The 14,425-nt window shown below is 46.8% G+C and carries 15 protein-coding genes; 9 read left to right on the top strand and 6 right to left on the bottom strand.

Annotated features, from left to right (window positions below; translation table 11 throughout):
* Positions 1-24: 24 nt before the first annotated feature.
* A complete protein-coding gene (locus tag AC5ZC7_RS14060; protein ID WP_496161947.1) occupies positions 25-468 on the bottom strand; it encodes a hypothetical protein in 444 nt (147 codons plus the stop codon).
* Positions 469-576: 108 nt separating this feature from the next.
* Here AC5ZC7_RS14060 and AC5ZC7_RS14055 point away from each other — a divergent pair, with 108 nt between their 5' ends.
* Both AC5ZC7_RS14055 and AC5ZC7_RS14050 read left to right on the top strand, forming a co-directional pair.
* Positions 577-1,806 carry an MFS transporter gene (locus tag AC5ZC7_RS14055; RefSeq protein WP_496161946.1) on the top strand — a complete coding sequence of 410 codons (1,230 nt, stop codon included), beginning with the start codon at positions 577-579 and terminating at the stop codon, positions 1,804-1,806.
* Between the two features lie 114 nt (positions 1,807-1,920).
* The gene (locus tag AC5ZC7_RS14050; RefSeq protein ID WP_496161945.1) at positions 1,921-2,754 is read left to right on the top strand and encodes an alpha/beta fold hydrolase; all 834 of its coding nucleotides are present in this window, start codon (positions 1,921-1,923) and stop codon (positions 2,752-2,754) included.
* 68 nt (positions 2,755-2,822) lie between these two features.
* Here AC5ZC7_RS14050 and AC5ZC7_RS14045 read toward each other — a convergent pair whose 3' ends face one another.
* Genes AC5ZC7_RS14045 through AC5ZC7_RS14030 form a run of 4 tightly spaced genes read right to left on the bottom strand, consistent with a single transcriptional unit; the run spans position 2,823 to position 4,602 of the window.
* A complete protein-coding gene (locus tag AC5ZC7_RS14045; RefSeq protein WP_496161944.1) occupies positions 2,823-3,404 on the bottom strand; it encodes a DUF1801 domain-containing protein in 582 nt (193 codons plus the stop codon).
* The gene (locus AC5ZC7_RS14040) at positions 3,401-3,799 is read right to left on the bottom strand and encodes a DoxX family protein (RefSeq protein WP_496161943.1); all 399 of its coding nucleotides are present in this window, start codon (positions 3,797-3,799) and stop codon (positions 3,401-3,403) included. Before AC5ZC7_RS14040 ends, AC5ZC7_RS14045 begins: the two co-directional genes overlap by 4 nt.
* 6 nt (positions 3,800-3,805) lie before the next feature.
* A complete protein-coding gene (locus tag AC5ZC7_RS14035; protein WP_496161942.1) occupies positions 3,806-4,270 on the bottom strand; it encodes an SRPBCC domain-containing protein in 465 nt (154 codons plus the stop codon).
* A gap of 2 nt (positions 4,271-4,272) precedes the next feature.
* Positions 4,273-4,602, bottom strand: coding sequence for a metalloregulator ArsR/SmtB family transcription factor (locus AC5ZC7_RS14030; protein WP_496161941.1), 330 nt, complete (start codon positions 4,600-4,602; stop codon positions 4,273-4,275).
* Between the two features lie 116 nt (positions 4,603-4,718).
* On the opposite strand from AC5ZC7_RS14030, the gene AC5ZC7_RS14025 reads away from it, so the two are divergent.
* The 3 genes from AC5ZC7_RS14025 to AC5ZC7_RS14015 all read left to right on the top strand — a co-directional run bounded on the left by AC5ZC7_RS14025 (position 4,719) and on the right by AC5ZC7_RS14015 (position 9,081).
* Complete coding sequence (locus tag AC5ZC7_RS14025; RefSeq protein ID WP_496161940.1) at positions 4,719-6,074, top strand: MFS transporter; 1,356 nt, start codon at positions 4,719-4,721, stop codon at positions 6,072-6,074.
* Between the two features lie 192 nt (positions 6,075-6,266).
* Positions 6,267-7,970, top strand: a complete 1,704-nt coding sequence (locus tag AC5ZC7_RS14020; RefSeq protein ID WP_496161939.1) for a GMC oxidoreductase — start codon at positions 6,267-6,269, stop codon at positions 7,968-7,970.
* A 28-nt stretch (positions 7,971-7,998) separates the two neighbouring features.
* Positions 7,999-9,081, top strand: a complete 1,083-nt coding sequence (locus AC5ZC7_RS14015) for a Gfo/Idh/MocA family oxidoreductase (protein ID WP_496161938.1) — start codon at positions 7,999-8,001, stop codon at positions 9,079-9,081.
* A gap of 91 nt (positions 9,082-9,172) precedes the next feature.
* On the opposite strand, the gene AC5ZC7_RS14010 is transcribed toward AC5ZC7_RS14015, so the two are convergent.
* Complete coding sequence (locus AC5ZC7_RS14010; RefSeq protein WP_496161937.1) at positions 9,173-10,030, bottom strand: helix-turn-helix domain-containing protein; 858 nt, start codon at positions 10,028-10,030, stop codon at positions 9,173-9,175.
* Positions 10,031-10,167: 137 nt separating this feature from the next.
* On the opposite strand from AC5ZC7_RS14010, the gene AC5ZC7_RS14005 reads away from it, so the two are divergent.
* From AC5ZC7_RS14005 to AC5ZC7_RS13990, 4 genes are all read left to right on the top strand, one after another.
* Positions 10,168-11,703, top strand: a complete 1,536-nt coding sequence (locus AC5ZC7_RS14005) for a sodium:solute symporter family transporter (RefSeq protein WP_496161936.1) — start codon at positions 10,168-10,170, stop codon at positions 11,701-11,703.
* An 11-nt stretch (positions 11,704-11,714) separates the two neighbouring features.
* Entirely contained in the window at positions 11,715-12,659 is a 945-nt protein-coding gene (locus AC5ZC7_RS14000; protein WP_496161935.1) for a dihydrodipicolinate synthase family protein, read from the top strand.
* A gap of 86 nt (positions 12,660-12,745) precedes the next feature.
* Positions 12,746-13,342 (top strand): sigma-70 family RNA polymerase sigma factor, encoded by a 597-nt coding sequence (locus tag AC5ZC7_RS13995; RefSeq protein ID WP_496161934.1) that lies wholly within the window; start codon positions 12,746-12,748, stop codon positions 13,340-13,342.
* An 81-nt stretch (positions 13,343-13,423) separates the two neighbouring features.
* The gene (locus AC5ZC7_RS13990) at positions 13,424-14,410 is read left to right on the top strand and encodes a FecR domain-containing protein (RefSeq protein WP_496161933.1); all 987 of its coding nucleotides are present in this window, start codon (positions 13,424-13,426) and stop codon (positions 14,408-14,410) included.
* The last annotated feature ends 15 nt before the right edge of the window (positions 14,411-14,425 follow it).

The raw sequence follows: 14,425 nt of genomic DNA, 5'->3' as shown, positions 1-14,425 counted from the left end.
TGTAAAAGCCATCATGGCCGGTTTTTATCTGTCGGGCAGATTCAGTGGCGGCAACCGGAAACTATCGGCGAAGCGCCGGTTGGCAGCGTATATTCGTTCAGGTAAGGAACTATTGCTGATGGCTGTTTTTATGGCTGCTTTAGCCAGGCTATCGGGAGCGGTACTATCTTTCCGGGCCAGTGAATCGAGCAGCATTAATTCTTCCCGGACGATACTTTTCAGGGAATCGCCTGGCGGAAAAGGAGGAAGTTCATCCACAGCGCTGATATATTTATGCAGGCTTACAGCAAACGATTGGGTAGAGGCGGAGGAAACAGACAAATAATGCGCTACCGCATTGTTTTTTAATCCGTAAATAGCATTCACCTGGTGATAAAAAATGCTGGCCTTGTCCCGTTGCCAACAGGCGCTGGTAAGCAGCAATATCGCCAGCAAAAGAAAAGCAGGATGTTTGTTGGGTGCCCTCATTAATATAAATCCTTCCTGGATTGTTTATTTAAAGGTAATAAAAAAGGCGGTGGCGCTTAAATGATTAAGTCCTAATTTTGCCGGGAACGAATCAACAGCTACTGTAAAATGACTACCAGCACAATTAATACCCGCCGTATAAAAGAAGGGAATATCTGGACGGCTACCTTGTTGGCTTTTGCGATGATACCAATGTCAGGTTTGGCTACCGACATTTACATTCCTTCTTTGCCAGGGATGGCCGCCGACCTGGGCGTTACGGGCAGCCAGGCCCAGTTGACCCTGAGCTTGTTCCTGATTAGTTATGGCGTTTCACAATTGTTTGTGGGCAGTATACTGGATAGCTATGGCAGATACCGGATTGCTATGTGGGCTATGCTGGTTTTTTGTATATCCTGTGTAGTGATTGCCAATACGCATAGCATATACCTGATTTACGCTATGCGGATCATACATGGTATTACCATTGCCTCCATGGTAGTAGCCAAGCGTGCGTTATTTGTAGATTTGTACGCAGGAGAAAAATTGAAAAGTTATCTCAGTATTTTTACGATCATCTGGTCTACCGGCCCAATTGTAGCGCCTTTTATTGGCGGTTACCTGGAAGTGAGCTTTGGCTGGAGTGCTAACTTTTATTTCCTGGGTGGTTTTGCAGCGATCTTGTTTATACTGGAACTGCTGTTCAGTGGGGAAACCATCAAACATGCCACAGCTTTTCATCCGGTGAAAATCCTGTCTATTTATGTGAATATGCTGCGTACCCGCAGCTTTACCCTGGGTATCTCTATGTTGGGGCTGGCCTATTCCATGGTAATGGTGTATAACATGTCGGGGCCGTTTATCATAGAACATTACTTTCATTTTTCACCGGTGGTAACAGGATATTGCTCGTTGGTACTGGGATTTGCCTGGATGGTAGGCGGCTTTATCGGGAAAAGCCTGATTAATAAACCACTGCTGGGCAAGATGAGTGTGAATGTGGCATTGCAGTTATTGTGCGCGTTGGGGCTGCTGTTGACTTTTTATATATTCAGGGAGATATGGACCGTGTTGTTGTTTGCTTTCCTCGTGCATGTGGGCGCGGGTTTTACTTACAATAACTATTTCACTTTCTGCCTGCAGCGGTTTCCGAAAAATGCGGGTATTGCCGGGGGACTAACAGGCGGTTTGGTATATGTGATGGTATCCATACTGAGTTCCATGCTGCTGTACCTGCTGCCTGCAAAAGACGGCGGAAACCTGGCGTTCAGCTATATATCCCTGATCCTGGTAAGTGAGGTGGTGATGTACCGGGTGTTTGTGCTGAGCAAAAAAGAAGCGCCGGAAATAGCTGCATAAACGCACATTTTGGAACGTTTCAGTACTTGTCGTAATCGCCCCGCAAATTGGCATTTTGACAACCCTGCCGCCTGGAAATTCCGGCCTAAGTTTGTAGCTCAAACAACGAACTTTATGAAACGCAGATCAATTTTATTGCTATGTGCCTGTCTTTTGGGCCTGTTACAGGTAAATGCACAACAGAAGGGACAATATGCAGCGGTTAATGGCCTACAATTGTATTACGAAATCCACGGCACCGGTAAACCACTGGTACTGATCCATGGGGGAGGCTCCACTATTGAGTCCAGCTTCGGACGCATTTTGCCGGAACTGGCTAAAACCCACCAGGTGATTGCCGTAGAAATGCAGGCCCATGGCCATACGCGCGACATCGACCGGGAGATGACATTTGAACAGGATGCAGATGATATTGCTGCATTATTGCAGCAACTTCACATTGCCAAAGCGGATATTCTTGGATTCAGCAATGGTGGCACTACCTCACTGCAAATCGGTATTCGTCATCCGGAAGTGGTGAATAAACTGATATTGTGCTCTACATTATACAGCCGTGCAGGAGCGCCTCCCGGCTTCTTCGACGGATTCTCTCATGCAACGCTGGATGTTATGCCGAAGGAATTAAAAACTGCTTATCTCAAAACCAATCCGGATCCCAAAGGATTACAGGCAATGTTTAACAGGGATGTAGCCAGGATGAAAGGATTTAAGGATATTCCTGACACGGATATTAAAGGGATACAGGCGCCGGCCCTGGTAGTAAATGGTGCAATGGAACTGATATTGCCGGAACATGCACTGGCGTTATCCCACACGTTGCCACACGGACAGTTGGCAATTTTCCCTGGCGGCCACGGAGAATATATGGGAGAAGCAGCTACCCCGGATAAGAGCAGCCGGATACCAGAAGCATTTGTGATCGTGGTCAACGAGTTTCTCAGCAAATAAGGACCGGTTTGATCATATGGCCAACTGGCGGGGAACACCATCGGTGCTTCCTCCGCCAGTTGATGGTTTTATTCATCATCTAATCCTTTCCCTTCCAGGATGTGATCTATATATTTCTCTACCCTGGATTCGCGGGTTTTAGCTTGTTTGGCCGCCGCAAAATAAAGGAGATAGCCTCTTTGCCGGCCCGGTGTTAATGCTTCAAACGCTTTTTTCAGCTTAGGCATTTTATCCAGCTTCGTTTGAAACTCTTCCGGCATGTGGAACTCTTCCACCTTTTTATACTTCACCGTCAGGCCCGCTTTCTCTACTTCAATAGCCTCATAGATGTAAGCTTTTATAACGGCCTGCATAGCAGTGACCTCTTTGGCGCTGGTAAAGCGTATCTGCCGGGTGGCCTGGGTGTTTTCCGATTGTTGTACCAATATGCCTTCTGCATCATGGAGCAGGGCACCTTTGAAAAATAATAGGGCGCAATACTCTTTAAACACATGTATTAAAACGATGTTGTTGTTTTGATGGGTGTAACAGGGAGAACCCCATTTTAGTTCTTCCGTAAGCCCGCAGTCCAGCACAATGCTTCTCAGGTGCTCAATGGCCTTCTGCCATTGCCCGGCTTTATCAAAATAAAAATCTGTTTTAGGATTCATACGGTAGCGTTATTAAAGTGAGCAAATGGCAGTTTTCTGTCGGCTGGCCGGAAATACCAGGATACTATGGTTAACACCAGTAGCAGGATAGAAGGAAACATATCTTTGAAAGGGTCGTGCGATATCACATGGGAGCAAAATGCACCAGAGGCAACAAAGAAGAAGCCGGCGTAGGCCCATTCTTTCAACAGCGGAAATTTTGGTAGGAGGATGGTGATGATGCCCAGTATTTTCCAGGTGCCCAGGATCTTTAGAAAATAAATAGGGTAGCCAAGATGGGTAATAAAGTCATTCTCTGCTTTCACACCCAGTAATTGTACAATGGCGCTGGAACCCATTCCGAGAGAAAGCCATAGTGTAGCGATCCAGTAAATAATTTTATTTCTCTTTGTCATGGTGAATTATTTTAGTTTGTTAACAATTTCCTGGAGTCGGTTATGTGCCATATTCATGCCTTTAGCCATACTCATTTTCAGCATTTGGTCCCGCTGTTCAGCCGATTTATAGATAATGTGCATGGTGAGTTTGCTGGTGTCTGGTGTCAGGGATTCGAACTGGAGGAATTCCAGCTGCACAGCAAATGGTGTGTTTTCCATTTCAAAGGTTCGCGTGATGCGTTCGTTTGGGCGGAATTCGTGGATGGTGCCGTTGAGTCCAAACTTATTCCCTTTAGGGTCGGTGGTTTCAAAGTAATAGCTGCCATGCTTTTTGTTTTCCAGTTTCAATACTTTGGTGTTCATCCATTGTTCTACAATCTCCGGTTCTTCATAAGCTTTGAACAGCAGCGCTACGGGCAATTCAAATTCACGGGTAATCGTGAGTTCCTGTTTGCCATCTTCTGCGTTGATTTTTGTTTTCAGTTCCATGGTCAATCTTTTTTCTTAGCGTTGTAGGTTTTCATAATTGTTTCCAGGGCATTAAATCGGTCATCCCACATTTTGCGGAATGGTTCAATGAAATCGGCGACTTCTCTCATTTTTTTCGCATTGATATGATAATGAATTTCCCGGCCGTTTTGTGTTTGCTCCAGTAATTCGCATTCGGTGAGGATCTGGAGGTGTTTGGAAACGGTGGGTCTGGCGGTATTAAAGTTGGCAGCTATCGCGCCTGCTGTCATGGCCTGCGAAGCCACCAACAAGAGTATTGCCCGCCTGGTGGGGTCTGCGATGGCCTGAAATACGTCTCTTCTTAAATTCATTGCGTAGCTATTTGGCTACAAATATATGTGTAGTTATTTGACTACGCAAATTTTTTTTAGCAGAAAGCAGAAAGCAGAAAGTAAAAAGCCTTTGAAACGAGTAATTAAAGCGCATAATGTCCTTTACTATCACTCGTTTCAAAGGCTTTTTACTTTCTGCTTTCAGCTTTCTGCTTTCAGCTTTCTGCTTTCAGCTTTCTGCTTTCCACACGGATTCCCTGGATACTTTTCTTCGTCTTTATTACATGGATCAATCAGCCAACAGGGTTTCAAAACTATTTTCCATACCCGTTTTAGTAGCGGCACTAGGTTACTTTGTAGATATCTACGACTTGTTATTATTCAGTATTGTGCGCATTCCAAGTTTGCGGGCATTACACGTAACAGAGGGAGCGCTGCTGGAGCAGGGCGTTTACCTGATTAATATGCAAATGGCGGGAATGCTGCTGGGTGGTATTCTATGGGGTATTTATGGCGATAAAAAAGGACGTTTATCTGTATTGTTTGGTTCTATCTTACTATACTCGCTGGCCAATATTGCCAATGGCTTTGTTACCACAGTCGATCAGTATGCTTTGCTGCGTTTCATTGCCGGCATCGGGCTGGCTGGCGAATTAGGGGCCGGCATTACCCTGGTTGCCGAAATCCTGCCGAAGGAAATCCGGGGCTACGGCACCACCATTGTATCGGCAGTAGGGGTGCTGGGAGCCGTGCTGGCGTATTGGGTAGCAGACATGTTCAACTGGAAAATAGCCTATTTTATTGGCGGCGGCCTGGGACTAACGTTGCTGGTACTACGATTTAATGTATTCGAATCGGGCATGTTTACCGAGGTAAAAAAAGCCACCACCTCCCGTGGTAATTTCTTTGCACTGTTTACTACCTGGCAGCGGTTTGGCAAATACCTGCGCTGCATTTTAATCGGCTTACCCATCTGGTTTGTGATCGGGATACTGATTACTTTTTCTCCTGAATTTGGGAAGGCTGCAGGAATAACAGCTACTATTTATGCAGGCAAGGCCGTGATGTTTTGTTATATAGGACTTTCCCTGGGAGATGTGTGCAGCGGTTTGTTGAGCCAGTATCTCCGGAGCAGGCGAACGGCGGTTTTTATTTTCGTGATGCTGACATTGATAACGGTAGTCATCTATCTCAATGCCGCCGGCGTTAGCACTGTTGTTTTCTATGGCATCTGCGGGCTACTCGGATTTGCCATCGGCTACTGGGCTTTATTTGTGACCATTGCAGCGGAGCAATTCGGTACCAACCTGCGTGCTACCGTGGCCACCACCGTGCCTAATTTTGTGCGGGGCAGTGTAAATATATTTACACCATTATTCCTGTTATTAAAGACGCATACCAGCATCACCATGGCAGCAGGCATCATTGCTTTAGGTACGATCATACCTGCATTGCTGGCCTTGTGGCGCATGGAGGAAACGTTTTCGAAAGAACTTGATTACACGGAGTAAGCGTGGGCAGGGACTTATAACGATAAACATTTAAACAGGCAGTGCATTTTCCGGAAGAGTAGTTTAAGCAAACCGTTGCTGGTACAGCGCTGAATTAGCGTAAAAACAACACGTTTCCGCTCATACCAAATTGCCTTTCACTTCTCCATTATTTTATTATTTTTCCAGCCTGACCAATATTTATTTCGGTGTATGGCTAACTTGAACCTTAAAGCAAAAGCGTTAAATACGTTTGACGCAATTGTAGTAGGCTCCGGCATTTCAGGCGGCTGGGCGGCAAAAGAATTATGCGAAAAAGGATTGAAAGTATTATTGCTGGAACGTGGCCGGCAACTGGAACATGTGAAAGATTATACCACTGCATTGAAAGCACCGTGGGAAGTAACGCACCGCGGATCCACTACCACCGCGCAATCTAAAGAACATCCTTACCTGATCCGTGACCGGGTATATACAGAATTTAATGAAAGCTATTGGGCGAAAGACACCGAAAGCCCTTATACAGAAAAAAAACGGTTCGACTGGATGCGTGCCGATATCGTAGGCGGACGTTCCATCATGTGGGGCCGCGGTTCCCTGCGTCTCAGCGACCTCGACTTTGAAGCCAATATCAAACAAGGCATTGGCATCGACTGGCCCATCCGGTATAAAGACCTGGCTCCGTGGTATGATCATGTGGAAGCATTTGCCGGTATCAGCGGACAAAAAGAAGGCCTGGCACATTTGCCGGACGGCGTTTTTCAGCCACCAATGGAAATGAACTGTTTTGAAAAACAGTCAAAGGAACGCATTGAATCCGCATTTCCCGGAAGGAAAATGACCATCTTCCGTACCGCCAACCTTACACAACCTATCGGCGACAGAGGCAAGTGTCAATACCGCGACCGCTGCTCCCGCGGATGTCCATTTGGCGCTTATTTCAGCTCACAGTCGTCCACCTTGCCGGCCGCTGCTAAAACAGGTAACCTGACGCTGGTAACAGATGCCATTGTGAACAGCATTATTTACGACGAAAGCAAAAACAAAGCCACCGGTGTTCGGGTAATAGATAAGCATACGAAAGAAATGCAGGAGTTTCATGCGAACATCATTTTCCTGAATGCCTCTACGCTGGGCAGCACCTTTGTATTAATGAATTCCGTTTCCAACCGCTTCCCGCAAGGTATCGGCAACGATCATGGTGTACTGGGACATTACCTCATGGATCACCATTTCCATGTGGGCGCCAGCGGTACATCAGACGAGTTTAAAGATAAATATTACTATGGCCAGCGGCCAGCCGGTTTCTATATTCCCCGTTTCAGAAACGTGAATACCGACGATAAACGTGGCTACATCCGCGGATTCGGTTATACCGGCTATAGCAGCCGTTCCGATTGGGCCAGGGGAATTGCAGAATTGGGAATTGGGAATGCCTTCAAAGATTATTTATCAGAGCCAGGACCCTGGCAAATGGGCCTGATGGGCTTCGGTGAATGCCTGCCTTATGAAGATAACCAGGTAACATTGGACCACAGCACCAAAGATGCCTGGGGCCAACCGGTACTCCAGTTCAATTGCGAATTCAAAGACAATGAAAAACAAATGCGGAAAGACATGGCCGCAGATGCCGTAGCCATGCTGGAAGCCGCCGGACTAAATGATGTACAGGCTTTTGACCGCGACTCTTATCCAGGTATGGCCATCCATGAAATGGGAACGGCCCGTATGGGAAAAGATCCCCGTACTTCCGTACTCAATGAATGGAACCAGGTACACGCTGCAAAAAATATATTCGTAACCGATGGCGCCTGTATGACTTCCTCCGCCTGCCAAAACCCTTCACTGACCTATATGGCGATTACCGCGCGGGCAGCGGATTACGCCGTGAAAGCATTGAAGCGGCAGGATTTGTAATTAACAAAAGAATAAAAAGCATAACGATATGTCTGGATCATTGAAACCTATTCGCGTACTGGTAGTTGGTTGCGGTAATATGGGCGCTTCTCATGCCACTGCTTACCATACCCTGGATGGATTTGACATCTGTGGTATTGTATCTACTGGCGCAAGTAAGCAGGTATTGAACGACAAACTGGGTGGAGGCTATCCTTTGTACAGTGATTACGAAGCGGCGTTAATCGCCACTAAACCGGATGCGGTGTGCATCTCCACTTACCCGGATACCCATGAAAGCTTTGCGGTGATGGCGCTGGAACATGGTTGTCATGTATTCATAGAAAAGCCATTGGCTGACTCGGTAGCAGGAGCGGAGCGGGTAGCAGCTGCTGCACACAAGGCAGGAAAAAAACTGGTGGTGGGCTATATACTCCGGCATCATCCTTCCTGGCAGCGGTTTGTGGAGCTTGCACAACAACTGGGTAAACCATTGGTGATGCGCATGAACCTCAATCAACAAAGCCAGGGCAGCAAGTGGACCGTACACCGTAACCTGTTGCAAAGTCTGAGCCCTATTGTGGATTGCGGCGTGCACTACATTGATGTGATGTGCCAGATGACCCGCTCTAAACCAGTACAGGTATATGCTATCGGCGCCCGGCTTTCAGATGATGTGCCGGCGGATAATTATAACTACGGTCAGCTGCAGATTCGTTTTGAAGACGGCTCGATAGGTTGGTATGAAGCCGGCTGGGGACCCATGATGAGTGAAACCGCCTTTTTTGTAAAAGATGTGATCGGGCCGGAAGGATCCGTTTCTATCGTTGCAAAAGATGCCGGCGCCACCGGTAACTCAGATAACGTAGACGCACATACTAAAACAGAATCACTCCGCTTTCATCACGCCGCACTGGATGCCAATGGAAAGTTTGCGAAAGAAGATACCTGGATCACCATGGAAGGAGAACCGGATCACCAGGGCTTGTGCGACCGGGAACAACTGTATTTCCTGGATGCCATACGGGAAGATGTGGATCTGACTGATCACGTAGAAGATGCCGTGAATAGCTTACGCATCGCTTTTGCCTGCGATGAATCAGTACGCACCGGTAAAGTTGTTAGCCTTTAGCTTTTAGCCGTTAGTAAATGCAGCGAAGGCCATCATCTGTTAATCTTCGCTGCATTTACTAACGGCTAATAGCTAACAGCTAAAAGCTTCCTCACAATTTATCCCGGAACGTTTTAGGTGACACCCCCATCACTAATTTAAACGACCTCGAAAAAGTATATTGATCAGGATACCCCATTTCGCCCGCAATTTCTTTTACTGTTAAATTAGTTTCCCTTAGTAACTGGCTGGCTTTCTGCATGCGCAGCGAAGTAAACAGTTGTATAGGTCCGTAGCGTGTTTTCTCTTTGAATAATGCGGACAGGTAAGAGGCGGATAATCCCATTTCCCTGGAAAGGTCTGCCAGGGTGAGATGCTCTTCCAGGCGCTGTTTCATGAGCTGTATACACTGTTCTATAATATTATCTGCCCCATGCTTCATATAATTAAAAACACTGAGCCGGAAAGTGCCGAGGAAACTATAGAAGCGGAAATTGGCGTACAACAGGTTTTCAATATTATTCATCAGGTCCAGGTGATGCAGGATATCATCAAACTGTGCATTCCTGCCCACCAGCGGCGGAATGGTGCGAGGTTTGGCGGTGGTGTCAAGATATTTGTATATCGCAGCCGCCAACAGCCCGGAAAACTGCACCGTATACAGGCGCCAGGGATCATCGGGAGCGGGACCTATGCGGAACGGTGTATTCGCCGGAATCAGCAGGTATTGATTGGGTTTGATGACCGTTTTTTTGTCGCCCGTTTCCATCCAGCCTTTGCCATGTGCGGCATATAGTAAGGTATATACCGGGCTGCCTTTTACCTCCACCGGTTCGCGGGCAGTATTTTCGGGATAGCGCCCTATATTGGTAATAAAAAGATTCCTGCCAAGTGGATGCTTTTCCAGCTTGCGTTTCAGGTGGTCAGGTAAAATCCATGTACTGGGTGTGTGGGTGGCAAGGTGATTCATGGTAATAGTAATTTAAGCCATTCTTTTCATAACCTGCAACATTGTTTGATCGGAAAAAAAAGCCAACCTTAGCAGTAGCAAGTAGCACAACTATTTTATTTTCCACGTACGAAATTATCAACCAATAGCGAACTTTTATGCACCAAATGCCTTTAATTGATCTGGCTGTCATTGTGATATACCTGCTTTGTATGATTTTGACGGGGTTGTGGTTTTCCAGGAAAAACAAAAATGCCGCACAGTTCACAACAGCCTCCGGAACAATTCCTGGTTGGGCATTGGGGCTATCATTATACGCTACTTTTTTGAGCAGCAATACGTTCCTCGGTGTACCGGGGAAATCGTTCGGCAGCAACTGGAATGCATTTGTATTCAGCTTGTCGATGCCGCTCGCCGCATTTATTGCAGCTAAATATTTTGTGCCATTTTACCGGCATAGTGGAGAAGTAAGTGCCTACACCCACCTGGAGCGCCGCTTTGGACCATGGGCCAGGACTTACGCCACTGCCTGTTTTATATTGATGCAGCTGGCCAGGATGGGCACTATCTTTTTTGGAGTGGCACTGGCGCTGCAAGCGCTCACCGGTTTGGAAATGCGTACGATTATGACCGTTACAGGGATCTGTATTATTATATATACCGTACTGGGAGGGATGGAAGCCGTGATCTGGACAGAAGTATTACAGGGAATTATTAAAACGGCCGGAGCATTGATTATCCTGGGACTGGTAATTGCCGGTATGAAAAATGGGATCGCGGATATATTCAGTATAGGTATCAGCCACGCGAAGTTTTCACTGGGTAGTTTTAACCCGGCTGATTTTAGCACGGCTACTTTTTGGGTAGTATTACTGTATGGTTTTTTTATTAACCTGAACAATTTCGGGATGGATCAAAACTACGTACAACGCTATCATACGGCCCGTTCAGAGAAAGAAGCCTCCCGCAGCATCTGGTTATGTGTGTACTGGTATGTGCCGGTGAGCATGGTGTTCTTTTTCATTGGTACTGCGTTATTTGCCTATGCGCAGCAACATCCGGAGGCATTGCTCACGGTGAAACAACAGGTGGCAGCTGAACGGCATGTGCCAGTGGAGTCCTTGCTGCCAGCGGATTATGGCGACAAAGTATTACCCTGGTTTATGGTTACGAAGGTGCCAAAAGGATTGTTAGGCTTAATTGTAGCAGCCATATTGTCTGCGGCAATGAGTACGGTGAGTAGTGGGATGAATAGTACAGCCACTGTTTTTTTGAAAGATATTTACCAGCGTTATATCCGCCCGGGCGCCAGTCCAGACAAGGAAATGCGGGTATTGTACATCGCCACTACGGTGACCGGGTTGCTGGCCATACTTTTTGGTATCTCCATGATAGGAGTGAAGAGTATCCTGGATATCTGGTGGGAACTGTCCGGCATTTTCGCTGGCGGAATGCTGGGTTTATTTCTCCTGGGCATTGTCTCTAAAACAAAGAATACAGCAGCCGTTACTGCTACGGTAATAGGCCTGTTGGTCATTCTGTGGATGTCGCTTTCCAAATACCTGCCTGCCGCGTGGGAGCAATGGCGCAGCCCACTGCATGTGCATTTGATTATTGTGGTAGGCACTTTATCAATATTCCTGGCGGGCATGTTGTTAACACGACTGCAACGCCGTACACTCCCTGAATCTTAAACCTGTTTGTTATGCAAAAGAAATTTGTTCCGGTGATGATCACGCCGTTTAATCTGAAAGCTCAGATAGATCATGACATGATTGAACAGCTGATCGATTTTTACCTGGAAGCCGGGGTGAAAGGCTTTTTTGCCAATTGTCTTTCGTCCGAAATGTATAGTATCAGCGAAGACGAGCGGCTGGAGCTGACGCGCCACGTGGTACGCTATGTCAATGGCCGGGCGCCCGTGGTAGCCACCGGGTCCTTTGGATTAACTATTCCGGATAAGGCGTTGTTCACCCAAAAGATACACGATACCGGGGTAGACTCTGTTATTATGATTACCGGTCACTTTGCCAACATCGATGAACCGGATACGGTGTTGCTACAAAGATTTGATCAGCTGTTTTCATTGACCGGCAATATTCCACTGGGCTTGTATGAATGCCCGGCGCCTTATAAGAGAGTGATTAGTCCGGAAATTTTAGCTACCTTACTATCTACCAATCGCCTGATTTATCATAAAGACACTTCCTGTAATGTAGAGAATGTACGGGCAAAACTGGCGGTAACAGCGGGTAGCCGGTTGGAGTTTTACGATGCGCATACACCTAACGGGGTCGCCTCTATGAAAATGGGTGCTGCGGGGATGTCTTCCATTTCCGGGAATTTTTATCCTGAAATATTGGTATGGTTATGTAATCATGTTAATGATGAAAGCAAGCAGGAAGAGGTAAGCTGGATACAATCCGAGCTGCAAAGAGTAGATCCGCTGATCCATATGGCTTATCCCCTGAGCGCCAAGTACTTTCTGCAGCTGCGGGGATTGCCGGTACGTACCATCAGTCGCGCACATGCGTTGGAATTAACGCCGGAGCAGAAAGAAACCTTGCAACAGATTTACCTTGATTTCAAGGGCTGGTGTGAGCGGTTACAGATCAAAGAGGTAGTTACCGGGGCTTTGTCGGCACATTAAATCGTTGTTATTTTCAGGCAGGAAATTATGATGGCAACCGGCCAATGTGTAGTTTAGAGAAATCTTGTTCCTAATTCACATAATAGATGTCAACCAGCCTTTATAATTCGCAGCAAGATGAAATGTTCCTGTGGGGTAGGCTTTGTGAGGGGGATCGGGAAGCTTTCGGAGAAATTTACCAGCGTTATTTCCCGCTGCTATTCCGGTATTGCATCCGGTTCACGACGGACCGTAACCTGGTAAAAGACATGTTGCAGGACTTCTTTTCGCAGTTGTTCCTGCAACGTGCCGGCCTGTCAGCACCGGTCAACCTGAAAAGCTACCTGTTGGTAGCCGCGAGAAGAAAATTATTCCGCTACCTGGGAAAGTCGGCTAAAATGCCCGGTATGCTGGACGAGCAGGTAGCCTCACTTTTCGACCTGGAGCTGTCGCCTGAAAGTATTTTAATCAATCGCCAACACAACGAACACGCTGCACGCCTGTTACAACAAAAATTGCACGCACTTACCCTCCGCCAGAAAGAAGCGGTGTATCTCCGGTTTTACGAAAATCTTACCTACGAAGAGATTGCAGAGATTATGGGATTGAAAGAAGTGAAATATGCCCGTACCTTAATATATCGTGCTATAGCAGAACTCAAAGAGTTGCTGGCGCCTAATGAGTCGGCTTTAATGCTCCGCTAAAAAATAATTTGAAAAAAGTTTAATTTTCCTGAGGGTATTTTTCCGGTTCCTGTCTCTACTATAAGTACAAGGTACTTTTTTATGAACTATGGTGGATACGATGCAGCTGATTTTGCTGCAGATGCCTCTTTCCGGGCATGGGTACTGGAAAATACAAATACTGCTTTCTGGATACAGTGGCAGGCTGCATATCCTGGGAAAGAACAGGTGCTGCAGGAGGCACGCGCCATGGTGCTGGCACTACAGTTCCGTACCCATGAAGTAAGTGTGGAAGAAATGGACGCGGTCAAATACCAGGTAGATCAGCTGCTGAACGATGCTGCCGTTAAAAAAAATAACGGACTATCGCGCAGAAGATGGCTCTATACCATCGGCGCCTCCATAGCCGCTGCTACGCTCACTCTATTTGCGGTTACCTGGTACCGGACCAGCCACGCTGCACCGGAGAAAATAATAGTACAAACCGGTTTCGGCGAAACCAAAATCATACATCTGCCCGATGGCTCTGTTGTACAACTCAACGCCAATTCTGCCGTAGCGTACCCGGCCAAATGGGAGCAAGACAAAGTAAGAACAGTAGCACTACAAGGTGAAGCCTATTTTAATGTATCCAAATCACCCGCAGGCTTACATCCTAAGTTCAGGGTGATCATGCCGGCGGTCACCATTGAAGTAAAAGGAACAGCCTTCAACGTATATCATCGTCACGAAAAAGTGAAGGTATTATTGGAAGAAGGGAAGATCGTGGTCAATGATAGTTTACAGATGACGCCGGGAGACATGATGCTGTTTGCATCCGGTACGCATCAGCGTTTAACGGGGGATGCCGCTCCATTAACCGCCTGGAAACAACACCGCCTGGTGTTCCATGAAGAAACATTACTAAACGTAGCACAGCAATTAACCGATATATACGGGTATCATATTGAGTTTAGGAATAAAAGGATGGAAGGCCTGCTCTTCACCGGTTCAGGTCCTGCTGCTGATCCCGCCTTGCTGTTAAAGGCAATGGCCACCGTGCATCAGCTGAAAATGACACAACATAATTCAGTCATCATTTTTGAATAAAGTGCTTAAAATTTA

It is taken from the genome of Chitinophaga sp. 9-1-y, from assembly GCF_059511905.2.
This window is presented reverse-complemented; position numbering and strand designations above follow the sequence as displayed.